This is a genomic window from Deinococcus detaillensis (assembly GCF_007280555.1).
GTDB classification, from domain to species: domain Bacteria; phylum Deinococcota; class Deinococci; order Deinococcales; family Deinococcaceae; genus Deinococcus; species Deinococcus detaillensis.
The window spans coordinates 40080-64739 of the sequence record NZ_VKDB01000009.1 but is presented as its reverse complement, the minus strand read 5'-3'; the positions used below and the strand labels follow the sequence as shown (position 1 = coordinate 64739).

The window sequence follows — 24660 nt, the reverse complement described above, 5'->3', positions numbered from 1 at the left end:
CTCGGTAGTCGACGGGGGGGGCAAACCTGGAGGCGCTAGATTCATGCACTCATTACGTCCAAAGGAAAATCTAGATTCATGCATTCATCACGTCCAAAGGAAAATAGTGTTCACTTCCCGGTAGATCGCCGTCCGGGCCTGTGGATCCGGCCAGAATTGCTGATCGGTCTGACAGCGCTGGTGGCGCTGCCGATCATCATCGCCTGGATTCAGTACGGGCTTTTCGGTCTGCCTGCTGTGACTGACCCGGTTCGCACCTTTTCCGGCTCGTCCTCGTCAGGTTTCCCGCTCTGGCTGCGGACCGCCCACTACATCAGCTTCGTGTTGACGCTGCTGCTGATTCGCAGTGGCCTATCCATCCTGGCCGATCACCCTCGCCTGTACCGCGACCGCGACTGTACCCCCAATTCGGAATGGATTCGCTTTACGCCACTGAAGGTTCCTACAGACCGCCTCTGGACAGCCAAAGACGATGCCCGCTACATCTCGCCGCTGTGGAGCCTACCGGGCTACCGCCATACCGTTGGCGTGGCCCGGCACTGGCATTTTCTCTCGGTGCTGTTCTGGGTGCTGACTGGCGTGATTTACGTCGTGCTGCTATTCGTGCAGGGGCACTGGGCGCGGCTGGTGCCGACGTACTGGGGCATCCTCCCCGAATCCTGGAACATCTTCGTTCATTACGCGACCTTCCACCTGCCCGCCGAACCGGACGGCTTTTATGCGTATCAGGCCTTGCAGCAGCTCGCCTATTTTTCCGTCGTATTCGTGATGGCTCCGCTGTCCATCCTGAGCGGGCTGGCCATGTCACCCGCGCTGGATGGCCGCTTTTCGTGGTACCCGCGTTTGTTTGGCGGGCGACAGGGAGCCAGGTCACTGCATTTTCTACTGATGGTGGGCTTCTCGGTGTTCCTGGTGATTCATGTATCTCTGGTGATCGCCACCGGCTTCGTCCGGAATATGAACCACATCGTCATGGGCAATGACACCAGCAGCGCCACCGGCTGGATACTTGGCCTGATCGGCATCGCCGCCGCTCTCGCCGTTCTATTTGCAGCCCACTGGGTGTCGTGGCATCGTCCGCGCGCCCTGCAACTCGCGGCCCGGCGCACCGTCGGCGCATTGACCCTGCGGACACTTGATCCCTTGACACCCAGCACCGAATTCAGCAGAGACGACATCTCGCCGCACTTCTGGTCAAACGGCAAACTGCCAACTTCCGAGGAGTGGCAGACGCTGCTCGCCGAAGACTTTCAAGGGTTTAGGCTGCGCGTGTCGGGCCTGGTGGACCATCCAGTCGAACTCTCACTCGGCGAGATCATAGCGCTGGGTCAAGAAAATCACATCACCCTGCACCACTGCATCCAGGGTTGGTCCGGCGTGGCCGAATGGGGCGGCCTGTCCATGAGCGCCCTGAGCGAACTGGTGCGGCCCCAACCTGAAGCGAAAGTCATGGTGTTCCATTCGTTCGGTGAGGGCCTGTACGGGGGCGAATATTACGAGACCCTCTCGCTGAGAGACGCCCTGCACCCGCAATGTCTGCTGGCCTACGAGATGAACGGCGAGCGGCTGGGAGCCAACCACGGTGCGCCACTGAGACTCCGGGCCGAGAATCAACTGGGTTACAAGATGATCAAGTGGATCAGCAGCATCGAGTTCGTTGCCAGCGAAAAGGAGGTGGGCCAGGGTTTTGGCGGCGCGAACGAGGATCACGAATACTTTGACCTCGTGCCCAATATCTGAGGTTCACTGCATCAGGGGATGTTGGCTCTGCCGTGCCTGCCCGCCCTGTCACGCCTTCTCCACTCTTGAAACCGTTACAGGTGAGCTTTCTGGGAAGGAGCGACCTTCTCTGGGCGTCCCGTATTGTTGTTGTTCTGATGGAGCTTGGGCCAACTGCTGGTCGCCAGTCCAGGTGAAAGCGAGTACAGGGCAGAAACGTTGCGTCCTGTACCCACATAGACCGTACCGTCCGTACCTATCGCTGGCGAGGATATGACCAGGCTGTTCGTACGGTAGTTCCACTGAGGCCGACCCGTTTGGGAGTTGATGGCATAGACGTTCCCGTTATGAGCACCGACATAGAGCGTGCCGTCTGCACTCAGAGCCGGTGAAGAAGCGACAAAGTTGCCGGTGGCAAACGTCCATCTGGGTTGCCCATCCAGGGAGTTCAGGGCGTACAGGTTGCCGTCATTGGAGCCGATGTAGACCGTGCCATCTACACCAACCGCAGGTGACGAGGTCACCAGGCTGCCCGTCCCAAATTTCCACCTGAGCTGGCCTGTCGCGGCGTCCAGGGCGTACACGTTCCCGTCGTTAGAACCGATGTAGACCGCATTGTTCTGACCCAACGCGGGTGAAAAGAGGACGGCACCGTTCGTGCTGAACGTCCATCTGGGCCGACCCGTTCTGGGATTGAGGGCGTAGACGCTGGTATCTGCTGAACCGACATACACCGTGCCATCTGCACCAATGGCAGGTGAAGACTCGACCGCCTTGCCGGTGCCAAACACCCACTTGGGTTTCCCCGTCAAGGGATTGAGGGCGTAGACATTGCGGTCATCGGAACCGACATAGACGGTGCCGTCTACCCCCAGGGCCGCCGAGGCGATGACGTAACCGCCCGTTCTGAACTTCCACTGAAGCTTGCCATCAGGCTTGATAGCGTAGATGTTGTGATCAGTAGACCCGATATAGATCACGCCATCTGTACCCAGAACAGGTGAGGCAAAGACGTAACCGCCCGTTTTAAACTTCCACCGAAGCTGGCCCGTCGCAGCACCGAGTGCATAGACGTTGGCATCTCCTGAACCGATATAGACCGTGCTCCCTCCCGCAATTGCAGGCGAGGAGTCCACCCGGTTGCTTGTGGCAAACGTCCACTTGACTGAGCCTTCCGCACGGAGCGTTCGTTTCCCCAGTGCGCTGCCCGCATCGTTGCAGTTGCCATTGGTGCTGATCCATACGTCGGCATGGTTGGCCGTGAAGTGACGGGCCGTCAGGGTAAAACGGGCCTGGCTGTCCAGAGCACTCACGCTCAGCGCTAACTGGCTGGTGCAAGCTTGAGCCTTTGAAGACAGTGGCGTCCCTGCGCTCAACTTGAGCTGAAGGGTGAGCGTGCCTTGTTGTCTCACGACGACCGTGCCATCCGGAAGGCCCAGGAAATGAGCAGGGGCATTGCCCTCGATCAATAGAAAGGCGAGTCGAGGCTCAGTGATGGACGGAGCACCTGTCGTTCTGGCGACCATCAACAGGGAGACGGCAAGCAGGCTGGAAGCTAACGTTCGCATGGGCTTTCTCCGCTTGCGCCCCATATGGTCGCCGAAACGAAAATATTGAGAGTTGATGCAGACAGGGGCGGGCCCGGAAGCTGATGACGGCTCAACGCCATCAAGCCAAGATCAGGGTTCCCTGGATTCTGGAGCACGCCCACACCGACGACGTACAATGCAAGACATGCGCGTTCTTGTGGGTCAGGCGGCGGCGTTCCCTGAGGGGAGCCAGACAGCGGTCGAGGTGGATGGGAAAAGCGTCGTGGTGGTGAACTACGAGGGGCAGTTCTACGCCCTACGCAACAACTGTACCCATCAGGATTACCCGCTACTGGGTGGGGCGGTGAGCCTGGGACGGATCAAGTGCGAGCGACACGGCTCGCAGTTCGAACTGACCACTGGCAAGGCGAAAGTGCTGCCCGCCGTGAAGCCTGTCGCGGTGTATCAGACCAGCGTGGACGCGGGCGCACTTTACGTCTTACCGCGCTGAGGGTCGGAGCGCAGGACATCCAGAAGGTGCTATGGTCTTCAGCTCTCCTGAGAAGACTCCTCAGCCTTCACCTCTCGTTCGCTCTCAAGACCGACTGGATCCGTATGAGTGACAGGGTCGGCGATGGTAATCAGGATGGCGCTGTCCTCCAAGGCCATCACCTCATGCGGAATGCGGGCGGGCAGAGTGACCAGTTCATGCGGGCCGAGGTCACACCGTTCGCCCTTCGAGGTGAACGCGACGCGGCCATCAAGTACGAGAACGCTGATCGGGCCGGGGGCCGTGTGGTTCGGCAGACCGGTTCCCGCTTTCAGGGCGACCAGTAGGAGCGTGAAGCTCGAGTCACGGACGAGCGTGAGTGAATCGCGTCCATATTGAGCGAGGGGCGCGTCCCCGCGAAGGCGGGCGAGTTGACCCTTCAGGTCATAGCGGTTGAGGGCGATGTGCTGTGGTCGATCCTGGCGTCCTTCAGACATAACGGCCTCCCTGGCTCTACCGTACCCCAATAGGTGGCGGCTTCTGCTCTGACCGAACCCTATCACCCCTGCCAGAGCCTGCAAGGCACTCGGTTGCAAAGCACTCGGTGCTGCGCTCGGCAAAGGCCAGCCCATTAGGGAGGAGCATTAGCGTGTCCACATTTCTACGGCTGATTCCCTTGTCGGCATACCCTTGACGCCAGATCAACACCTTCTGGAGTAGTGATACGGATTCCGTTTGAAATGTCCGAGGCTCAATCCGTCACGAAACTGTTTTTCCCCTGGTGTTTGGCAGCGTACATGCAGTGGTCCGCACGTTCCAGCAAGGCGGCTGCATGCTCTCCAGCGACGTGCTGGACGAAACCGAGACTGGCGTGGACGGTTACGGTCGCGGCGTCCAGCACGAATGGCCGCTGAAACGTGTCCAGCGTGCGGGACCCGATCTGTTCAAGAACATCTCGGGACGCGGTTTGCCTTAGCAGCAGCACGAACTCGTCCCCGGCCAGCCGCGCGACCAGATCGGCTCCCCGGACGACGCCCCTCAAGCGTGCAGCCACCTGGATCAGCAGCTCGTCTCCGGCCTTGTGACCGTAAGTGTCATTGACCGACTTGAAGTCGTCCAGATCCACGAAGCCCAGCGCGAGGTGCCCTTGCCGGTCGACCAGACCAAGCTCGCGTTCCAGCTCATGCATGAACTGCGCCCGGTTGGGCAGGCCGGTGAGCACATCGGTGAAGGCGCGTTGCTCCAGTTGCTTTTGAAGGTCGATGCGCTCGGTCACATCGGTCTGAACACCGATGAAATGCGTCAAGGTTCCCTGAGCATTGTGGATCGGTCCGATATTGAGGGCATTCCAGAAGGGCATTCCGCTTTTCTTGTAATTCAGAACCACGAGTTCAGTCGCTGCTCCAGCGTCGAAGGCCGTCCGCATCTGATGGATGGCCTCAGGATCGGTGCCCTCACCCTGAAGGAAGCGGCAGTTGTGGCCTACGATTTCGCTGCGGGTGTAGCCGGTCAGCTGTTCAAACGCCGGGTTGCAGTAGACAATGGGGCGTCCCTTGACGTTGGCACTGATGACAATTCCATTGGTGGCGTTGGTCAGCGCGGCGACGAGCATCGACAACCACGCAGGCTGATCACTCGGCAGGAGATGGGCGGTAAAGAGGGAAGGCGCTTGCGCATCTGGATTGGGACCTTGGAGATCAATGGGACGCAACAACTCGCCCTCAGGTGACGGCGTGTTTGGCATGCTTGAGACTAGGTCAAGCCGCCTGACATGTTTATCACGCCCGTGAGGCGAGGTGCACGAACATGAACTTGTCCCTCTTGCTGCTCAACGCGCAGCAAGCAAGAGGACAAGCTACGCGGCTTGAACTTGGGGATTGACGATACGTGATCAAGCACTTCACCCTACGCGCAGTGATGACCCGTGTACGCGCTTTGCTACACCGTGCTGGCATACGGCGAACTGTTTTTGGATCTGCGTCTTCACCCTGAAACTGCTGGAAGCCCGCCCTCACTGAGAAATTTTCAGTTCACAGGTCCTTTTTCTTCTGGTTGACAGGAGACCACTGGCTTTGGAACGGTCAACAGGCTGTTGCGGCAACTAGACCAGCGCATGAGATGGCCAAGAAAGTGACAGTGCCATTCTGACCTGCCCGCGTCCGGCGTCCTCTACCGTCAGTCTATGATCGCCCTGAGCCAACTTCTGCTGCTGACGTTGATCCCGGTGACCGCCACCATCCTGGGCGGCGTGGTGGCGAGTTTCCGCCCGCCCAGTCCGCGTGTGCGCAGCTTCGTGCAGCACTTCGCGGCAGGCGTGGTTTTCGCCGCCGTCGCCGGAGAGCTGTTGCCCCAGATCACAAAAGGCCATCAGCCCCTGGGCGTGGTGATCGGCTTCGCACTCGGCGTGGGCGTCATGCTGGCCGTTCGGGCGCTGGTGGGACGGCTCGATCCGGAAGAAGCGGAAGAGACGGACGGCGAAGCCGCACCGCGCGCCGCCACGGGGCTGCTGGCGGCAGTAGGCATCGACGTCCTGATTGATGGCCTGCTGATCGGCGTGGGTTTCGCGGCGGGCGAGCGAGTGGGAACGCTGCTGGTGGTGGCGCTGACCCTAGAACTGCTGTTCCTGGGCCTCTCGGTGGCCGCCAGCCTGGGTCAGCGCGGGGCGTCCAAAAGCAGGAGCATCCTGACGGTCAGTGGCCTGAGCATGCTGGTGATCGTAGGAGCCACGCTGGGCGGCACACTGCTGCAAGGCCTCACGGGGCTGCCGCTGGAAATCGTGCTGTCCTTCGGCGCGGCAGCGCTGCTGTACTTGGTCACTGAAGAGCTGTTGGTGGAGGCGCACGAGATCAAGGAAACGCCGTGGATCACCAGCGCTTTTTTCCTGGGCTTCATCGCCCTGTACCTGATCGAGTTGGGATCATGACCGGGACGGCAGACCCACTTACTTTCTGCTCTCCAAGGCGGCAATCAGCGCTTTCATCTCGGCGATCTCACGAACTTGGGCTTTGAGCCATCGATCAGCCGACGGACGCGGGGACTCTTAATCTGCGCACGTTCACTGTTCAAGATGGCCATCGAATGGTGCGAGAGCATGGCCTTCATGTGCGCCCCGTCGCCCACCGTATCCTGCGAGCGCATCAGCTACAACGATCCGGCAAACACCACAGGGCTGCCCATGAAGATACTCAGGACCCGGCGTTTTCTGTAGATGTCGAGCATGTGCCCCATCATGATCACGGCCATGCATAGCGCCATCCACATCCTCGTCTGGCCGAAATAGATGTGATCGAGTCGCTACGTATCTACGTATTCAGGTGCATCAGGCTGTACATCCTGTCATCGCTTGTCCGTATTCGAGAGCGGCCATCTACACTCCTCACTCAAAGTGTGGGTGGCTGGCTCGTTTGGCGCTGCATATCTACACTTTGTGCGGTTGACACATTTTTCCAGAGCGCAGGACGTAACCAATGAAGTGCGTGACCCGGTTTCAGCGGCGCGACGAAATGGAACCTGGAGCGCCCAGGGAAAGCAAGGCGGGGCTCATGGCTGATGACGAACAGAATTCGCGTAGAAAAAATTCAGAAGCAAACACTGAGCCGGGTCACTCACCGATTTCGGCATTGTTCCAAAAGGACGAATGATGAACCTCACCTCCGAGCAGCAACGCATCATCGAGTACACTCAGGGTCACACCCTCGTTTTCGCCGTGGCCGGATCAGGCAAAACGACGACCATGATCGAACGCATCCTCTACCTGGTGAGGCAGGCACAGGTGCAGCCCAAACGCATCCTGGCCTGCACCTTTTCCAGAGAAGCCGCCCGAACCATCGAAGAGCGCCTCAAGAAGCACCCGGAAACGCAGGGCGTGACCTCCCTGACGCTGCACGCTCTGGCTTACCGCGTCGTACAGGAGGCCAAACGGCTCGGGCTGACCGAACTCCACCTCGGCGAGGAGCACTTCTCACGCAAACTTTTTAATGAGGCCAGAGCGCAACTGATTGCCGCTGATGAGACGCAGCGCACAGCTTATTTCAACGTCAAGTTCGATGATTTTGCCACGTACCTCTCTGTTCAGAAAGCCAATCTGCAACTGCCTTATCTTCCCAGCGACCTGCCCGACCAAGCCAAGGCATTGATTTCCCCACCTGATAAAAGCGTCGGCCTGTACGCCGATCTGTATGCCAGACACGATGAGTTGAGGCGCAAGCAAGGGACCATTGATTACGACGACTCGCTGGTCGAGGCCTGGCTGCTGATGGCCCGCTTTCCTCAGTTGCAAGAGGCGATGGCGGGCAGATGGGATTACGTTCACGTGGATGAATTCCAGGACGTCAATCTTGCTCAGAGCGAAATGCTCGATCTGATCGCCTCGACTTGCCGCAGCTACACCGCCATTGGCGATGACGACCAGACCATCTATCAGTGGCGAGGCGCGAATCCACGTTACATCCTGGAGTTCGCCGAGCGGTACCGCGCCCAAAAATTTACCCTGTCCACCAATTTCCGTTGCCCGATGGGCGTGATTGCCCTGGCGGATCAGGTGATCAACTGCAACACGGTCCGTGAGTACAAACGTTTGCAAGCCTCCCGGTTGGGCAATGGCGTGTTTCTCCACGAGCACCGCACTGGCGCGGCGGCTCACCTGGCCATTGAAAAGTTGGCTGAGGGCGTGACAGCGCCGGACATCGCCATCCTGATTCGGACATACGCCCAGACGGGTGAACTCGAGCAGGTGTTTCTTGAAAAAGGTGTCCCTTACCTGATTGTGGGTGGCCAGCCCTTCTATCAGCGCCAGGAGGTCGGTGTCTTGCTGGCTTATCTGCGTCTGGCAATGGCCGACTTCGATGTGCAGCGCGGCCTGGAGATTGAAAGTGAGCGCCGGTTGACGCTGCTCAAAGACTGGCGCATGGTGGCCAACGTTCCCAACCGCTATTTGCGAGGTCAACTGGTGGAAGACATCAGCAAGCGGCTGTGGAAAGGTGGTCAACGCCTACCGGACGTACTCGGTGACCTGTCAAGTAGTCTGCGCCACTACGAACTCAAAGAAGTCAAGAAGCTCAGCAGCGCCCTCGGCGACCTGACCGACAGTCTGGGCATGAGTGAAGGCAAAGAGCCGTTACTGGATTTTGCGGAGGCGATCGGATACACCCAGCACCTGATCGATTCCGCTCCCACCAGAGAGTTTGGGGAAGAACGCACCGGTAGCGTGCGGGCGCTGGCGGAAATGGCCCAGCAGCGCTCTTTGGGAGAATTGGTGACGTACATCGCTCACCTCAGTCAGCAGGCACGGCATGAGGCCAAACTGATCCGCGAGGAAGGCGACGTGCCGCGCGTCGTCATCATGACCGCGTTCCGGGCCAAGGGCCTGGAATTCCCGGTGGTGTTGATCCCAGACTGCAAAGCGTCGCTGTACAAAATCCGCGAAAATCCTGACCAAGCCGCTGCGGAGGAAGAACGCCGGGTGTTTTACGTCGCGCTGACGCGGGCCAAGCGGGAACTTCATCTGATTGTGGATTCCTCGGAACCCACAACCTTTCTGACGGCTGTGTCGCATGAGCGCTTGGTGGCCGCCCACGCACGGCTCCACGGCTTGCTGGTCCGTGACCCGGCGACCCTGAGCGCCCGTGAAACGTTCGAGGCCAGTGAAACCTTGCAGTTCTATCAGCATCAGCAGTTCATTCAACTGTGGTTTGGCGAGCAGCAGCGCTCACGTCTCCAGCAACGTTTCGCCGCATTGAGTCAGCTCATTGAGCAAGCCGGGCCATTCCAGGGCCAGCGTGAAACCATCAATCAGCTCAGTCTGGAGCGGTATGCCCATCACGGTCAGGTCGTGCTGGCGGACGACCCAGCACTCCTGCTGTTCCCTGATCTGCCGGATCTCATACGGGAACAGAGTGAGCGGCACACGCCCAAACCAGTGCCCGCCAAGCCTTCTGGTCTGAAAGATGCGCTGGGCCGCACTCAGAGCCGGAGCGGCAGCGCGCTGAGTCCAGCAGAGGTGCGGGTTGGGATGACGGTTTCGCATCCGAAATGTGGACGGGGCATCATCATCGGGATTGAAAATGCGGGCGAAAGCACCGACGTTGAGGTCCGGTTCGACACCGCAGGCGTCAAAAAGCTCCGGGTGATTTACGCGTTTCTGAAGGCCTTTCCCTCAGGATGACCTGAGCCTCCACTGATTGCCATTCTCCGCACCGACTCGCTCTTGCACCAGTCGACCGGTGCGGGCGACAGAAAACGAGTCGGTGGCTCCAAGCAACGGCGCGGCGGTGACAGGACCCAGAGACAGAGCCAGCGAACACAGGCACTTCAAAGCCTCTCCAGCGTGAGAGATGAAAAGACGAGCGTCTGTTTCCAAAATGATGGGTTCGGCTGTTCTTACCGGTAAGAACATTTCAAGCCAGAGTGTGGAGGACGATCAGGGTATCCGCATCCACCGGCCCCGACAGCGGCGCAGCGTCGTGAGATCTTACGCGAACTTCAAAGGTCACCCTCTGCAAGGGCTTCCTTCAGGCTCTCTGGCATCCGGTCAAGCCAGTCTTGCAGGGCCTGCTGCCGTTTGGCGTCCAGCCGACGGAACCAGGCCTCGGACAGGAGTACGCTCGCCACACGACTGCGTTCAATCTTGAGGGCAGATGATTTGACTCGCGTTTCCCTGACGATTTTGCGCAGAGCCTCACGGCCCGCCCCCGCTTGCGCCTGTTCAATCAGATCGGCCTGCATCCCCGGCGTGGCCGTGACGATAACACCGGCTACTGTGAACGGGAGACCGGCCCGCACCGCTTTAAGGACAGCGGGTGGCCAATTGAGAATCCGCAGCTTGTTCTTAGTGAAAGAGGTCCACGTCTCGCCGAGAACCGAGAAAAGCTGCTCTAGCGCTTCGTGCTGCTCACTGGGCTGCTCACTGCGCCGTTCCCGGAGCATCTGGGTCAGCCGGTTGCGGGCGGCGACAGGCGACAGGCCCAGCGTGAGAGCCACCAGTGCCAGTTTGGCGTCCACCTCGTCAATCGCGTTGAGGTTTTCGCGTTGCAGGTTCTCGATCAGGGCGAACTGCTGCGCCTGCTCAGCGTCAATCTCCCGCACAAGAACAGGCACGTCCTGGAGGCCCGCTGCCTGGGCCGCCCGCCAGCGCCGCTCACCAGCCACGATCTCATAACGATCTCCCACCGAACGGACCAGGAGTGGTTGCAGCACGCCGTGTTCGCGGATGCTGCTGGTCAGTTGTTCGAGCTTCACTGGATCGAAATCACGTCTCGGCTGACCCGCGCCGGGACCGAGCAGCGTGACCGGCAGGGACGTGACGACCGTGCTAACCGGACGACCAGCCTCGGCGGCAATGGTGAGGAGTCCGGCCAGCTTGTTGACGTCGCGTTTTGGCCGGGTCATACGGTTTCCTGCGGGTAGGGCAGTTGAAGTGCCGCAGCGATCTGCCGGGTCAACTGCCGGACGTCGTCGGCGACCTTGCTACTTGGCGCGAACACACCGACGGGAACTCCAGCGAGGCCGCTGTCCATCCAGACCGATTCGCGCTGCGCCAGCGGTTCGGCAACCGGAGCGAGCTGGGACCGGATCAGTTCGAGCATGTCGCGGTCATGGCTGCGCCGGGCGTCGTACATGGTGGGCACGTAGAGGGCCACGTTCAGGTTGGGTCGCAGACCGTGGTACATGTGCATCACCGCGCTCAGGCCCGGCAGGGCGTTGATTCCCTTGTTGCGGGTCTGGATGGGGACGATCAAGTTGTCGGACGCCAAAGCCCCCAGCGCCGCCAGCTTGCCGACACTGGGCGGGCTGTCGATCAGGACGACGTCGTAACGCTCCTGAATCGGCTGAAGAGCTTGGTGGAGCGAGAGTTCGGCAGCGATCCGGCCAGGCATGATCGCCTCGGCCAGCGCGAGGTCTACCCGTGAGGGAATGAGGTCCAGACCATGCACCCGGCGCGGCTGAGGCAGAGGACGGCCCTCAGTGGCGACTGGGTGAACCGTTTCGCTGAGTTCAGGGTCTTCGACGCCCAGCCAGGTGGTGAGGTTGGCCTGCGGGTCGAGATCAATCAGTAAGACTCGCAGACCCGAGCGGGCGAGTTCGTACCCGGCATTCAGGGTGATGCTGGTTTTGCCCGCGCCACCGGCATGGTTGAAGAGGGTGACTGTTTTCATCTGTCTTCAGGTTAGCGTGTCGGGCTGTTCTTACCGGTAAGAACAATCCGGACGCTCAGTATCTGAAGACGGATCATGAGTTGATCTCCGTGTTCCCAAACAGCTCGCCTTGCCGGGTGCCGCGTTCGACCTGCGCTCCCTCCAGCTTGCCCGCCGCTGCCCTGGCCGCCTTCTGGGCTTCCAGTTGCCGCACGGCGTCCTCGTAGCTGCTGGCCTGAGCAATGCCCGGCGCTTCCGCCTGCGCTTTGGGCGGCCTGCCCCGGCGTTTCGGCGCGGTGTTGTCTGGCGCTGGGCGGTCTGGCTTTACGCTGCCCGTTTCCTTCGCCGCCCCGCGCCCCCGCTTGGGCTTGTCGCCCGACGTGGCCCGCGCTAACCGGATGCGTTCCAGCAACACCGAGGCCGATTCGTCGTTGGGATCTTGTGGCACCAGCTCGCCCCGGAATGCCTTCGCCAGCAGCGCAGGCGTGAGGCGATTGAAGGTGGTCAGGGCCGATTGATAGCGGGCCTCAATGCGGTCTGCAATGGCGAAGAGGGCTTCGACACGGCGCACGATTTCGGTTTGTTCTACGGATTTTGGAAATAGCATTTCATGTGCCAAAACCTGCCTGCTATGGATATGCTTAATTAAAGTTCCAGTATCTAACGTATCAACAAATAATCTAAATTGCGGTGATTTGAAGTAAACCCATAGATACGGACGCACATCGTATTTAGTCTTCGGTTTAAAAGCACAAATACGCTGATTGAGTAACGCTGGGATGTTATCTTCTTTCACGCATACTCTGCCCAAGAATTCGTCTTTCAGTGACTGCGCCGTAAGATTCATTAGCAGGTCACCTTGATGCATGAGGAAGGACGCATTATCAGTTAGCCATGATTCGGGCAGATAGCTAGTATTTTTCTCTGTCCAAACCACTTTTCCTGAGATGTGCAAATTGCCAGGACGTATCAACCGGACACCCGCAGTTGTGTATTCAGCACTGGGAAATGGACGGCCATTAAGTGCGGTTACAACGTCTCCAACAGCAATTTCCTCCCACTCCGCATCCCCGCCCCCGCGCCACTCCCGCGTCAGTTCCCCACTCACTGCCGCGCTCAGCACGCTCCGGCGGAAGCGTTTCAGCAGCTTCGGCACACGCTCCAGCCGCTCCCGGCCAGACTCCACGCGGGAGAGGAGGGCATCGAGCTTGTCGGCAATGCGAGTTTGCTCGGGGAGAGGGGGAAGGGGAAGTAAAATTGAAAGCAAAGCATTCTGAGAAAGATTCCGCATTGAGAGTTGGTTTCCACTAGATAGACTTTCAATTTGGTTACGTCCTTCTTTAGAGCGCAAAAAGTGAAGTATCCAAGACTTTTGATTTTCTACTTTGAATCTCAGCCTCAACACCTTGTCGGATAGATAAAGATTTCGTGTGATGTGATTCACAATGACACAAGCGCCCACCAGTTCTATTGTGTTAGCTCGCGAAATCAGAAAATCTCCTGGCTCAATTCTTCTGTTTTCGGGAACTATTGTACTGACTGACAACGTTTTACTTTGATCTTCCTGAAATCTGCCCCATGTGACAGCACTGATTTTGACTAAGCCTCGTTCGTTACTTTCAGGTGGCCGTTCCTCGCATTTGACATTCAGCCCCGCCTCTACGCCTGCGACCATTTCGCCCAAAGTCGTCTCCACCCACCCTTCCGGCAGTCCTTCTCTCTCGTCATTCATCGGATCAGTGGTCATCGGGCTTGTCTCCTTCTTCCAGGGCGTAGAACTCGCTCAGTTTGGCTTCCAGCAGGGTCTTGTCGGGCAGCTCGGTCAGGTAGCGGGCCACCAGCGCGGGGCTGGCGCTGCGGGCTAGGGCGTACTCCACCACCTGCGTGTCGGCGCTGCGAGACAGCAGCACGCCAATGCTGGGATTCTCGTGCGCCAGCCGGTGATCCCGGTCCAGCGCCTCCAGATAAAAGTCGAGCTGACCCATCATGGAGGGCGAAAAGGCCGTGATCTTCAGCTCAAAGGCCACCAGCGCTTGCAGACGGCGGTGGTACATCAGCAGGTCAATGAAAAAGTCCTGCTGGCCCACTTGCAATCGGTATTCCTCACCCATAAAGGCGAAGTCCGGGCCAAGCTCCAGCAGGAAGTCTTTCAGGTGGCTAACCAGCCCGCGCTGCAAGTCCTGTTCGCTGTGCGGCTGCGGCAGGTTCAGAAAGTCCAGCAGGTAGCTGTCCTTGAAGATGCCGGGGGCAGCGGGCTGCTGTTCCTGCAACACGGGCGAGAGCTGCGCCGGACTCAGCAGGGCACGCGCATACGAGCTGCCGTCCATCTGCCTCTCCAACTCACGCTTGGTCCAGCGGCCCCGAATGGCGGCTTGCAGGTAAAATTCGCGCTCCTGCTCGCTGCCCGCCCGGCCCAGGATGGTGAGGTTGTTCGTCCAGCTCAGTTCTCGCACCAGTGGCGCGAGTTTCGGATGCTGGCGGTACGTCTCGTAAAACTGCCGCATTCGCCACAGGTTGGAAGCCGAGAAACCGCGCGAATCGGGTTGCTGCCGCGCAATCCACTCGGCCAGCGCCGTGACCGTGCCGCGCCCCCAGCCGTCCGCCTCGGTCTTGTGCTGAAGATGCTCGCCGATTTGCCAGTACAGTCCGATCAACTCGCGGTTGACGCTGTGTAGGGCGCGGGACTGCGCCTGCCGGATCAGCGTCAGGACGGGGGCAAAGTCGTCCTCACCTGCCGCCCCGCCCGCCTGGGTCAAGACAGCACCCCGGCTTCCTCCAGCGCCGTTTCATCCTCACCCAGCTCCAGCAAAATGGCCCGCAGCTCTTCCATCGCGCCGCTCAGTTCGGTCAGCGTTTCCTGGGCCAGTTGAGCGGGTTCGGGCAGCTCGCCTTGATCGGCGCTGTCGTCCTTGAGCCACGAAATGTCCAGGCTGTCGCCGCGCTCTTTGATCTGCTCGCGGGTGAACTTGCGGAAGCGCCCTGCCTCGCCCGTATCCACCCGCTGGGCCAAGGCGTCTGGCCCCCCGGTGGGATCGTCGCCGAACGCCGCCTCGAAGTCGGCGAAGTAGTCGCGGGTAAACGGAGTGCGCTTGCCGAACTGCGGCATGTTGGCCCGCAGGTCGTACACCCAGACTTCCTTGGTGCCACCCTTCTCGCCGGGCGTGCGCGTCAGGAACAGCACGTTGGTTTTGACGCCCTGCGCGTAGAAAATGCCGGTGGGCAGCCGCAGGATGGTGTGCAAGCTGCACTTGTCCATCAAGTCGGCCCGGATCTGCTTGCCGATCCCGCTCTCGAACAGCACGTTGTCCGGCAGGATCACGGCGGCGCGGCCATGCACCTTCAGAGCGCGGTAGATATGTTGCAGGAAGGCGAACTGCTTGTTGCTAGTCACAAACGTCAGGTCGTCGCGGGTGGGTGTGCCGCCGCCCTTCTTGGTCCCGAACGGCGGGTTGCTCAGGATCAAGCTGGCCTTGCCGAGCTTGGTGTAATCGTTGCTGAGGGTATCGCCAAGCCGGATGCCGCTGCGCTCTGGGTCGTTGGCCAGACCGTGCAGCATCAAGTTCATCAGCGCCAGGCGGTGGGTGTCGGGCACCAGCTCCATGCCGTGAAAGGTGCTCTCGAAGTATTCGCGCTGCTTGGCTTCCGGCCAGCCATAAACGTCCTCGTGCTCACGGACATAATGGTCGGCAGCGATCAAGAAGCCGCCCGTGCCTGCCGCCGGATCCTGAATCACGTCGTCACTGCTGGGCTGCATCACGGCCACAATGGCGTCGATCAGCGGTCTGGGCGTGAAGTACTGACCGGCCCCACTTTTCTTCTCGTTGGCGTTCTTGGCCAGCAACCCTTCGTAGAGGTCGCCCAGCCCCTCTTCCTTGGCGCTGTACCAGTCGAGCGCGTCAATGTCCGTCACCAGCTTGCTGAGGGTGGCGGGCTTGCGTACAAAGCTGCTGGCGTCGGTGTAGATCATCCGCACCAGCGGCTCGGTGTGCTTGCCCAGGTCGAGCAGCGTCTGGCGGTAGTGGTCGAGGCGCTCCGGGGCGCTTCTGGCTTTCAGGTCATCCCAGCGCCGACCTTCCGGCAACTGACCTTCCTGGCCGGTCTCCTTGGCCATCTTGAGAAACAGCAGGTAGGTCAGCTCGGTGACGTATTGGTGGTAGGTCACGCCGTCGTCGCGCAGGTCGTTGCAGAGGTTCCAGAGCTTCTGGACAATGTCGATGGTTCGGGTCATGGGTGGGTCTATTGTGCCGCATGGTCGCGGCGATCATCCTTGCTCGACGCCCGCTCGGTTTGCAACGCTCATATCACGCTCCTGCATTTAAGGTCACCGTGCGGAGGTGAATGTGAAATCGGAGCGTGGACATCTTAGAAGGCCGTCACAGCAAAACGGCGATCAGGAGCAGCCTGGGATTTGCGGACATTCAGCGGTGAGCGGACCATGACGGCCTGGCGACGGAGAAGAGTTGTCCTGTTTCTAGCCTGCGCTTTAGCCGGTGCGGCGCGGGCCGAGGGTAGCTTTCAGGTGAGGTACTTTCTGCCCGCCACGCCGTTTTGGAATGGCCTGAGCTTCGACGGTGACTGGAGCGGTGAAGCGCTGGGCGGGCAACTCTCAGCCAGTGCCAGTTGGGCCGGCCCAGAACACCAGAGCTTCAGCGTGACCTCCACTCAAGGGCAGCGGACGCTCTATACCCAGTACGACGCCTCAAGGACCCTGACCACTGGGTCACGCACGGCGGTCTTGCTGGCGCAGCAGGGCTTCACTGCGCCCACGCGGGGGCTTCGCAGCATCACTTCGACGCTGGTGTACGCCGACGGTGATTCGTCGGATACCACTTACCGGGTGGTGAGCGGCGACCTGGCGGCCAGCGGGGCCTTTTCACCGACCTGGACCTGGACGGCGGGCACGGGCGGCACCCTGACCAATGTCAGCGCCGATGTGGAAGGAAGCACCACCTTCAGCTCACGCAATCTGGCGGCGCGGGCCAGAATATCGGTGGCCGGGCAGTTCGGGGGACCGAGACCCGGCAATGTCACGCTGGGGGCCACCGCCGACCACACCGAAACGTTGCGGCTCTCGCTGGGTAAGGTGGTCCCGGCCAGCACCCGTTACGGCCTGAATGCTTCCGGCACCACCAGCCTGAGCGCCACCGAGAAAGTATCGGCTGCGGCCAAGCTCGACAGTGCGGGCAGCTACTCCCTCGACAGCGGCCTCACGACCACCCGCTTACCGGACTGGACAGGCGAGGTGGGCGTGACCGTTGCGGGCAAGGCGGCTTTCGGCGTCAGTGTCGCTACCCCGGCGGCGCTGGCCTGGCGGGTCAATCTCAGCCGGACTGGCACGCCCTGGTCGGAGCAGGTGGGCTATACCGGCAGCGGCGGCCTGACGCCTGCCCATACCTTGAACGCCAGCTTGTCTTACGCGCCGCCGCGTCCGGCTGGCCAGGCGCTAAGCATTCAGGCGGGTGCGGGAGCCACCTGGCAGCGCCAGAGCGTCACCGCACAGGGCGGTCAAGTGGTGCCCGCCTGGCTGGCCAGCTACCGCTCCAGCCTGGGCCTGAGCCTGAGCAGCGACTCCTGGAACAGCCAGCTGCAACTCTCACTCAACGCCGCGCCTTTCCCAGACGCTGCTGGAGCGCAGCGGTTAGGAATAGGCGGCAGCCTGAGCGGCACCGTCGGCTATACCCGTGACCCACTCACCGTGAGCCTGAACAGCAACCTGAATTACGCCCCCTCCGGCACCGAACGCTGGACGGGGGACATCGGCGTGCAGGCGCTCTACAAGGTGTCAGCGCCGCTTCAGGTGTCGGGCAACCTACGTTTCCGGCCCGGCACCGTCAACTCTTACCAGGCGGGCGTGGGCCTGCGGTTCACCTTCTGATGGGCGGGCCAGCGTCCGGCCCGCCCGTGGTGGGGAGGTTCTCTATGAAATTTATCTTCCGGCTGCTTGCCCTGTTGGCAGCGCTGCTGTGTCTGACGGGACTGGGAAGTCCGGCCTCAGCACAGTCTCCGTTTGGTAACCCGACATTGAGCGTTTCTCCCACTGCTGCTCTGGTGGGCGAAAAAATCACAGCTACCCTGACAGGGACTTATGTCCCTCCTAATGTTGACGGTCCTTTTTATTTTCTGGACTGGGGTGACGGCACGGTTGTGGGTGCTGCCGCGAGTCTCACGCACGTTTACAGCAGGGCTGGAACATTCACGGTGCGCCTGCTGCGCAATGGGAACCCTGTCACTTCCGTTGCACCTATCCCGGTGGTCATTAGCCTTCCCGCTCCCACACTTGCCGTCTCTCCCAGCGCCGTGCAGGTCGGCGAGAAGGTCACGGCAACATTAACCAACATCGTGCCTGGCAGTCACCTTGATTGGGGCGACGGCATGTCAGTTTCGGCAGAGACCAGCCTGAACCATATCTACAGTAAGGCGGGAGCTTTCACCATACGTTTAACGGACCGGAATCAGAGTTCCATTCCCTCTGTCCCACCCGCTGTCGTCACCGTGACTGCTGCGCCGATCATTACTCTGAAGGTGGTGCCGACGGCGGTACAGACCGGCCAGGCAGTGACAGCGATCATCTCTTTGCCAGTGAGTACGGGAACGACATCTGTTCCCACGTATGTTTTGGATTGGGGCGATGGAACGCAGGTGCTGGCAGAAGCCACCCTGACCCACGCCTATAGCAAAGCGGGAACATTCACGGTGCAACTCTTGGCAAAAGAGAGCGTTCTCAATGTTCCCCCGGTGACCGTGACGGTCACAGATCCAGTCCCTACTACCACCCTGACCGTGTCACCCACTGCCGCTTTGGTCGGCGAAAAAATCACGGCGGCGCTTGGCAATCTGCCCACCTGCAATCCCTGTACGAGCATCCCGCTCCCCTCCACCCTGGACTGGGGCGATGACACGGTTGTGGCCGCCGCCGCGAGCCTCACGCACGCGTATGGCAAAGCGGGAACGTTTATCGTGCGCCTGCTGTATGGTGGGAAGCCCAACTCCGAGGTCGCACCTGTGCCAGTGGTGGTCAGCTTGCCCACCCCAACCTTGAGTGTTTCACCCAATGCTGTACAGACCGGCGAAAATGTAACAGCGCTCCTGACCAATCTCCAGACCGGCGATCAGCTTGACTGGGGCGATGGCGCGGTGGTTGCGGCGGCTCCAAGCCTAAACCATGCCTACGCCAAAGCTGGAGTGTTCACCGTACGGCTGCTAAGAGCAGGCACGCCTCTGTCTGGTCTGCCGCCCGCCATCGTCACGGTCACGGCCCCGCTGCCCACTCCGACGCTGAATGTCTCTCCCAGCGCTGTGCAGACCGGCGAGAAAGTCACGGCGACCCTGACGGGCTTCCAGCCGGGCGATCAGCTCGACTGGGGTGACGGCACGAAGGTTCCGGCAGTGGGCAGCCTGACCCATACCTACGGCAAGGCTGGAACATTCCTAGCGCGTCTGCTGGACGCCAATGCCAGGCCCTATCCGGCCACCGCGCCCGTGCCGGTGGTGGTCAGCTTGCCTCTGGCCACCTTGAATGTCAGTCCCAATGCCGTGCAGACCGGTGAGAAAGTCACGGCGACCCTGACCAATCTTCAGCCGGGCGATCAGCTCGACTGGGGTGACGGCGCGGTGGTGCCAGCAGAAACAAGTCTTCAGCACGCTTATACCAAGGCTGGAACATTTGCTGTGCGTTTGTTGCGCGGTGGACAACCCGTAGCGGGTGTTGCACCTGTGCCCGTGGTGGTCAGTTTGCCCATACCGAACCTGAGTGTCTCTCCCAATGCCGTGCAGATAGACGAAAAAGTCACGGCGACCCTGACCAATCTTCAGCCGAGCGATCAGCTCGACTGGGGCGACAGCGCCACCGTTCAAGCGGCAGCCAGTCTCAGTCATTCCTACAACAGAGCTGGAACATTTGCTGTGCGCTTGTTGCGTAGCGGACAACCAGTGGTCGGAGTTGCGCCGGTGCCAGTGGTGGTCAGCTTGCCCATACCGACCCTAAGCGTTACTCCCAACGCCGTGCAAGTCGGGGAGCAGGTCACAGCAACCCTCACGGACTTTCAGCCCGGCGATCAGCTCGACTGGGGCGACACTTCGGTGGTTTCAGCGGCGGCCAGCCTGAGCCACAGCTACAGCAAAGCCGAAGTTTACATCGTCCGCCTGCTACGCGGCGGCGCACCGGTCAGCGGTATTGCGCCTGTGCCGGTTACCGTGACCGCACTGCCCGTTATCTGCTCAGTGGAGGTGCTGACGGTTTCACCCCTCCTCTCGAAGCCGGTGAGCATTAAGGTGAACGGCCTGCCCGCCAATCTGGCTTACAGCCTCGACTGGGGCGACGGCACCACTACTTCCGGAGTGTCCAGCGCCGTGACCAACACGGGCGACGGGGCCAAGGCCAATCTCCAGCAGCACAGCTACGCCAAAGTCGGCACTTTCGTTATCAAGGGATCAGCGCAGGGTGTGACGTGCGTGCAGCCCATCACGGTGACCCTCGGCAATGTTGCCCTCGCTGTTGACCCGGCCAATCCGGTGGTGGATCAGCTGGTGACGCTCAGCGTAGGCGATTTGAATACCGGAACGGCATTGAAAGTCGACTGGGGCGACGGCACCGTTCAGAATCTCAATGTAAGCGGCGCTGTTAAGGATGGTAACTCACCGCTGGGCACACACGCCTACCTCAAGGACGCCACCTTCATCGTCAAGGTCAGTCTGGCCCAGACGGGTGAGCCGCTCGGAATTTTGCCCGTGGTGGTTGGCGTGCCGCTGCCCACCCTCTCGGTGACCCCGGCCCGTGCTGGAACGCCCAGCACCGTCAACGTGGGCAACATCCAGAGTTATCCGCAGTACGTCTACACCCTCGATTTCGGTGACGGCACGCCCAAACAGAGCGTCAAGGCCGACGCCGATGTGCCGCACATTTTCGCCGTCAGCGGGGTCTACACCGTCAAGCTGACGCTCAAAGCAGATCAGGCCGCCGAGCGAACCGTGGTGGTCGTCGCCGTGATTGACGCCGCCGTGGGAATCGAAGATTTCGGCACTGAGGTGCGGCCCCAGGCCAAGGCGGCCATTCCTGCTCCCACGCCTGCCGAGCTTCAGGTCGGGACGCCCGCCGATTCGGTGGCTCTGCTCAACGTGACCGGCAGCGGCACCGTGAACTTACGCTGGACTTGGACGCCGCTGAACGTGAAGGATCAGCCCGACGGCCAGCCGCTAACCCTGGAAACCCGGCAAGTGCCGCTGCAAGTCGGCCAGAACAGCGCTGCGCTGAAACTGCCCACCGGCAAGAGCGGGCGCTACCTGCTGCGCGTCGAGGTGCTGGGCGTCACTGGCGACAGCAAGGCCGCCTTTCCCGGTCAGATCAGTCTCCAGACCGTCAATCTGACTGAACCCGGCCTGCCCAAGTTCCTGGTGGTCGGCGAGGGTGAGGATCAGTTCAGGTTCGAGATCACCGGAGCCAACAAGCCGCAAACTGGCCCGCCGTTCAATCCTGACCATTTCTCGCCCTTCTTGAAAGTTGCTGCCGACTCTCCCTTTGTCGTCGGGCTGACCCCGGTGGCGCTGCGACCGATTACGGCGTCTGACCTCAAGGTCAAGATGGACGGCGACACCGCCTACCTGCTGTCGGGCAGCTTTACGGCCCAGCCAAAGACCGCCAACGACAGTCCCTACGTACTCTCCACCGTCTATACCGAATTCCCCGCCTTCTCACCCATGCGGCTGCGTGTGGGCCGGGTGACCTTCTCACCCAGCGGCGCAGTGCTGAACGGAGCCGTGGTCACTTCACCGGACCTTGAACAGGTGACGGTCTTCAAAAAGCCGCCGAACTACACCACACCAGGCGTCCCTGGCCCCAAAGGCCCGCAGGAAATCATGCAGGGGCTGATCAATCAGATCTTCGATCCGGCCATCAGCCTGACGCTGACTCCGGGGGGCATTCCCGTCGCCACCCCGGTCAACAACCAGCGCCTGGGGATGCTCAGCACCGTGTATGCCCAGGGCCAGAGCAAGGACGGAAGCGTCAGCGACGTGAGTGCGCCCAGCCCGTTTCTGAAATACACCCAGACGGGGCAACTGCCCACCAGCACCGGCGCAGGCATTGGGTACGTCACCGAGAAAGGCCGGACGATACTGGATCAGGCGGCCAGCAAGGGCGTTTATACAGGCAACGGCGTGGGTGATCTGACTTTCGCTGCTCCGATTGTGCCCGTGGTCACCGCAAAAACCGTCGAGCAGCTTCAGGAAGTGCTGTCGAGTAAGCAGGTCGATTTCCTGGTCTTCCCGGAGCTGTACCTCAGCAACAACGGCGACGTTGTCTCGGCGCGGATCGTGGGCGGCAAGAGCGTGGCCTCCTTCCCAAGTGCAGCGATCAGCAAGTCAGCACTCCTGGATGTTCTAGGAGGCGTTCTGAAACTGGGTGATTCGGGCGTGTCTATGGACGTCTTCGGCATGCAGACGGTTTATCTGGATCTCAGCAGCTCGCGCAGTGTGGAACCCGATGGATATGCTGCGAACGGTTCTCAGGGCGCAGCACAAAACTCATCGGTGAGCTTGAGCGAGGCCAAAAGAGGCCTGTTGGCCGCCGTGAACCCCTCGGTATCTTCACAGGCCGAGTTGTTGCGAACAACTTACGGCGGAGCGCCCAGCGCCGTGCTGGTGCCGGACGTGGAGCCGAAGTGGCAGGGGCTGCTGTGGCTGTCCAACCAGCTCACCATCGACACCGTGTACAACAAAGACGCCACCAAAGGTGACAGCGAGGAGGATGTCGGAAAAGAGCAGAAACTATCGGTGCAACTGGTCAAGAAGGTGCCAGTTAGCTACGGCACACGCGGCTGGAATCTGGACATCGAGGGGCCGAACGGCCAGGTGGTACCCGGCTCGACCCGGCTCTCAGGCGGCATTCCCATGGACGCCAGTGAAGTCGTGGTGGTCATGGTCAAGACCAACTTGATCCGCAGTCTGGTGACTGGTGCCTTCGGGCCACTGCCTTTCGTGGGCGGCGGCAAGTTGACCGGAAGCTGGGACATGAATCCCAGCGGAACCGGAACAGTGACCCTCGATAAAACGGGCCTAACCCGTGCCTACGGCCCCGACGGCAGCTTCACGGCCAAAGAGGTGACTGGAGGCTTCATCCCAGTGAATGGTAGGGAAGGCTTCCTGAGCTTCACCCTACTTGGAAGTACCTTCGATCTGTCGCGCGTCGGCAGCGGCCTCAAGGTGAACTGCTCGCCGCTACTGATCGACGGTGGGCTGGCCCAGTTGTCTCTTAGCACCTGCGCCTCGATTCAGGGCCCGAGTCCCACCGTCGCGGGCACGCCCCTCACCCTGGACAGCGTGACATTCAAGGGTGGAAGTCCCGCAGACGGGCAGATGATTCTGTCGGGTTCGGTGGCGCTGGGCAACGCCGACGAGAACAGCAATAACATCACCGCCCCGGCACGTTTCGTCCTGAGCGCCGATGCGCAGACCTACAGCCTGAAGCTGAAGGTAGACGACATGGCGCAGCAAATCAGCTCGACAACAGGCAATCCGATCGATATCACCCTCAAAGGCAGCCAGACCAATCTGACCGGCGTGGGCGCACAGGCCTTTGGCGCAGGCCCGGCAGGCAGCGCGTCCCAGGAAATCAGCTTTGACAGCGGCACGGTGGGCGTCAGCGATAAGCTCTCCATGCAGGTCAAGGGCCTGTTCGGGCACAAAGGCAGCAAGAGCTACTGGTATCTGCTGGCCACCGGCAAGGCCGCCGACGGCATTCCGCTGTCAATTATCACCATCTACCAGATCACCGGCGGGCTGGCCTACAACATGCAGTGGGGCAAGGGCCAGATCTATTTCAGCGATCTGAACAAACGCCCCAATGACGCCACGGGGCTGCACCTGGCGGCGGGCGTGGTGGCCTCATTTACTGGCGTGGACGACGCTACCTTCCACGCGGCCATCGTCGCGGAGCTGAGCGGCAGCCCGTTGAAACTGAGCTTCGGCGGCGACGGCTACCTGCTGACCGGGGGCATCAACTCGGCTGGGGGCTACTTCGGTGGCGGCCATCCCCAGGCCCGCTTCGCTGCAACGGTGAACGCAAACGGCCTGTTTGTCGACCTGTGCGTGGGGCCAGCCGAAGTGGGCGACCTGAGATGCTCTGACCTCAAGCCGCTGTCACTGGCGGGCGGCGTGGTCACGGTTCAGGGCGCGGCCAGCATCGAGCTGTCCAAGACTTCGCATATCTACATCGGCACTTTCCGGCCCAAGAGCCAGATTGGCGCGGCCTACTGCAATCCCACCGACGACGCCGCGTGCGCCGCGCTGTACCGCACCGGGCGCGTGTCGGTCACGGTGGACCTGGCAATCATCAAGTCCACCATCGACGGCTACGTGATGACCGGCATTCTGGATGGCCGCGCCCCCAGCTTCGTGGATCCTGGCTCGTTCGGTCTGGCGGCTGGGGCGTCCATCGAGAACATTTACCATGCCGGAGACAGCGGCAGCCTACTGCTGTGCAATTACAGTTGGAGCTTCGATGCCCGGCTGTTTGCCGCCGTGGACGGCGCAATCGTCTTGCTTCCCAACCCATACATTTACGGGCATGTGGGCCTGTATGCCGGGGCCTCGGTCAGCGCCCACCTCTGCGTCTTTGGTGGCTCCATCAGCGCCTCGGTCAGCTTAGACGCCAACTTCCAACTCGGCAACGGCAGCAACGTAGACGGCACAGCCCATGTCCAGATCGCGTTGCCCGGCCTACCAGACGTGGACTTCAAGACACACGTTCACCTCGGCCTCTAGACCCACAGCACCGGGCCTCTGGATCAAGTCAGAC

At 60.8% G+C, this 24660-nt stretch carries 14 protein-coding genes; 6 read left to right on the top strand and 8 right to left on the bottom strand.

The genetic code is table 11. From position 1 onward, the window contains the following. The first annotated feature begins 78 nt into the window (after positions 1-78). The gene (locus tag FNU79_RS09925) at positions 79-1740 is read left to right on the top strand and encodes a molybdopterin-dependent oxidoreductase (protein ID WP_143720697.1); all 1662 of its coding nucleotides are present in this window, start codon (positions 79-81) and stop codon (positions 1738-1740) included. Between the two features lie 74 nt (positions 1741-1814). Here FNU79_RS09925 and FNU79_RS09920 read toward each other — a convergent pair whose 3' ends face one another. Continuing rightward, entirely contained in the window at positions 1815-3287 is a 1473-nt protein-coding gene (locus tag FNU79_RS09920; protein WP_185974668.1) for an outer membrane protein assembly factor BamB family protein, read from the bottom strand. Positions 3288-3453: 166 nt separating this feature from the next. Here FNU79_RS09920 and FNU79_RS09915 point away from each other — a divergent pair, with 166 nt between their 5' ends. Next, positions 3454-3759, top strand: coding sequence for a non-heme iron oxygenase ferredoxin subunit (locus tag FNU79_RS09915; RefSeq protein ID WP_143720695.1), 306 nt, complete (start codon positions 3454-3456; stop codon positions 3757-3759). A 38-nt stretch (positions 3760-3797) separates the two neighbouring features. Here FNU79_RS09915 and FNU79_RS09910 read toward each other — a convergent pair whose 3' ends face one another. Then, positions 3798-4235 (bottom strand): cupin domain-containing protein, encoded by a 438-nt coding sequence (locus FNU79_RS09910; protein ID WP_143720694.1) that lies wholly within the window; start codon positions 4233-4235, stop codon positions 3798-3800. A gap of 254 nt (positions 4236-4489) precedes the next feature. Beyond that, entirely contained in the window at positions 4490-5482 is a 993-nt protein-coding gene (locus tag FNU79_RS09905; RefSeq protein ID WP_185974667.1) for a GGDEF domain-containing protein, read from the bottom strand. A gap of 438 nt (positions 5483-5920) precedes the next feature. Between FNU79_RS09905 and FNU79_RS09900 the strand changes: the two genes are divergently transcribed. After that, complete coding sequence (locus tag FNU79_RS09900) at positions 5921-6661, top strand: ZIP family metal transporter (protein ID WP_143720693.1); 741 nt, start codon at positions 5921-5923, stop codon at positions 6659-6661. A 714-nt stretch (positions 6662-7375) separates the two neighbouring features. Next, positions 7376-9901: an ATP-dependent helicase gene (locus FNU79_RS09890; protein ID WP_225430004.1), complete on the top strand. Its 2526-nt coding sequence runs from the start codon at positions 7376-7378 to the stop codon at positions 9899-9901. 317 nt (positions 9902-10218) lie between these two features. Here FNU79_RS09890 and FNU79_RS09885 read toward each other — a convergent pair whose 3' ends face one another. The 5 genes from FNU79_RS09885 to FNU79_RS09865 form a co-directional block, all read right to left on the bottom strand. Next, the gene (locus tag FNU79_RS09885) at positions 10219-11124 is read right to left on the bottom strand and encodes a ParB/RepB/Spo0J family partition protein (protein ID WP_143720692.1); all 906 of its coding nucleotides are present in this window, start codon (positions 11122-11124) and stop codon (positions 10219-10221) included. Continuing rightward, positions 11121-11891 carry a ParA family protein gene (locus FNU79_RS09880; protein WP_143720691.1) on the bottom strand — a complete coding sequence of 257 codons (771 nt, stop codon included), beginning with the start codon at positions 11889-11891 and terminating at the stop codon, positions 11121-11123. The genes FNU79_RS09885 and FNU79_RS09880 overlap by 4 nt, the downstream gene beginning before the upstream one ends. 73 nt (positions 11892-11964) lie before the next feature. Next, positions 11965-13617: a restriction endonuclease subunit S gene (locus tag FNU79_RS09875; RefSeq protein ID WP_143720690.1), complete on the bottom strand. Its 1653-nt coding sequence runs from the start codon at positions 13615-13617 to the stop codon at positions 11965-11967. Further along, positions 13607-14626 carry a PDDEXK nuclease domain-containing protein gene (locus FNU79_RS09870; RefSeq protein WP_143720689.1) on the bottom strand — a complete coding sequence of 340 codons (1020 nt, stop codon included), beginning with the start codon at positions 14624-14626 and terminating at the stop codon, positions 13607-13609. The genes FNU79_RS09875 and FNU79_RS09870 overlap by 11 nt, the downstream gene beginning before the upstream one ends. Beyond that, entirely contained in the window at positions 14623-16098 is a 1476-nt protein-coding gene (locus tag FNU79_RS09865; protein WP_143720688.1) for a class I SAM-dependent DNA methyltransferase, read from the bottom strand. Before FNU79_RS09865 ends, FNU79_RS09870 begins: the two co-directional genes overlap by 4 nt. A gap of 291 nt (positions 16099-16389) precedes the next feature. Here FNU79_RS09865 and FNU79_RS09860 point away from each other — a divergent pair, with 291 nt between their 5' ends. Beyond that, complete coding sequence (locus FNU79_RS09860) at positions 16390-17745, top strand: hypothetical protein (RefSeq protein WP_143720687.1); 1356 nt, start codon at positions 16390-16392, stop codon at positions 17743-17745. 44 nt (positions 17746-17789) lie between these two features. Further along, the gene (locus FNU79_RS09855; protein ID WP_185974666.1) at positions 17790-24626 is read left to right on the top strand and encodes a PKD domain-containing protein; all 6837 of its coding nucleotides are present in this window, start codon (positions 17790-17792) and stop codon (positions 24624-24626) included. The last annotated feature ends 34 nt before the right edge of the window (positions 24627-24660 follow it).

Coding starts and splice junctions, on each gene's coding strand:
- FNU79_RS09925 (WP_143720697.1), top strand. CDS start 79: ATGCATTCATCACGTCCAAAGGAAAATAGTGTTCACTTCCCGGTAGAT.
- FNU79_RS09920 (WP_185974668.1), bottom strand. CDS start 3,287: ATGCGAACGTTAGCTTCCAGCCTGCTTGCCGTCTCCCTGTTGATGGTC.
- FNU79_RS09915 (WP_143720695.1), top strand. CDS start 3,454: ATGCGCGTTCTTGTGGGTCAGGCGGCGGCGTTCCCTGAGGGGAGCCAG.
- FNU79_RS09910 (WP_143720694.1), bottom strand. CDS start 4,235: ATGTCTGAAGGACGCCAGGATCGACCACAGCACATCGCCCTCAACCGC.
- FNU79_RS09905 (WP_185974667.1), bottom strand. CDS start 5,482: ATGCCAAACACGCCGTCACCTGAGGGCGAGTTGTTGCGTCCCATTGAT.
- FNU79_RS09900 (WP_143720693.1), top strand. CDS start 5,921: ATGATCGCCCTGAGCCAACTTCTGCTGCTGACGTTGATCCCGGTGACC.
- FNU79_RS09890 (WP_225430004.1), top strand. CDS start 7,376: ATGATGAACCTCACCTCCGAGCAGCAACGCATCATCGAGTACACTCAG.
- FNU79_RS09885 (WP_143720692.1), bottom strand. CDS start 11,124: ATGACCCGGCCAAAACGCGACGTCAACAAGCTGGCCGGACTCCTCACC.
- FNU79_RS09880 (WP_143720691.1), bottom strand. CDS start 11,891: ATGAAAACAGTCACCCTCTTCAACCATGCCGGTGGCGCGGGCAAAACC.
- FNU79_RS09875 (WP_143720690.1), bottom strand. CDS start 13,617: ATGACCACTGATCCGATGAATGACGAGAGAGAAGGACTGCCGGAAGGG.
- FNU79_RS09865 (WP_143720688.1), bottom strand. CDS start 16,098: ATGACCCGAACCATCGACATTGTCCAGAAGCTCTGGAACCTCTGCAAC.
- FNU79_RS09855 (WP_185974666.1), top strand. CDS start 17,790: ATGAAATTTATCTTCCGGCTGCTTGCCCTGTTGGCAGCGCTGCTGTGT.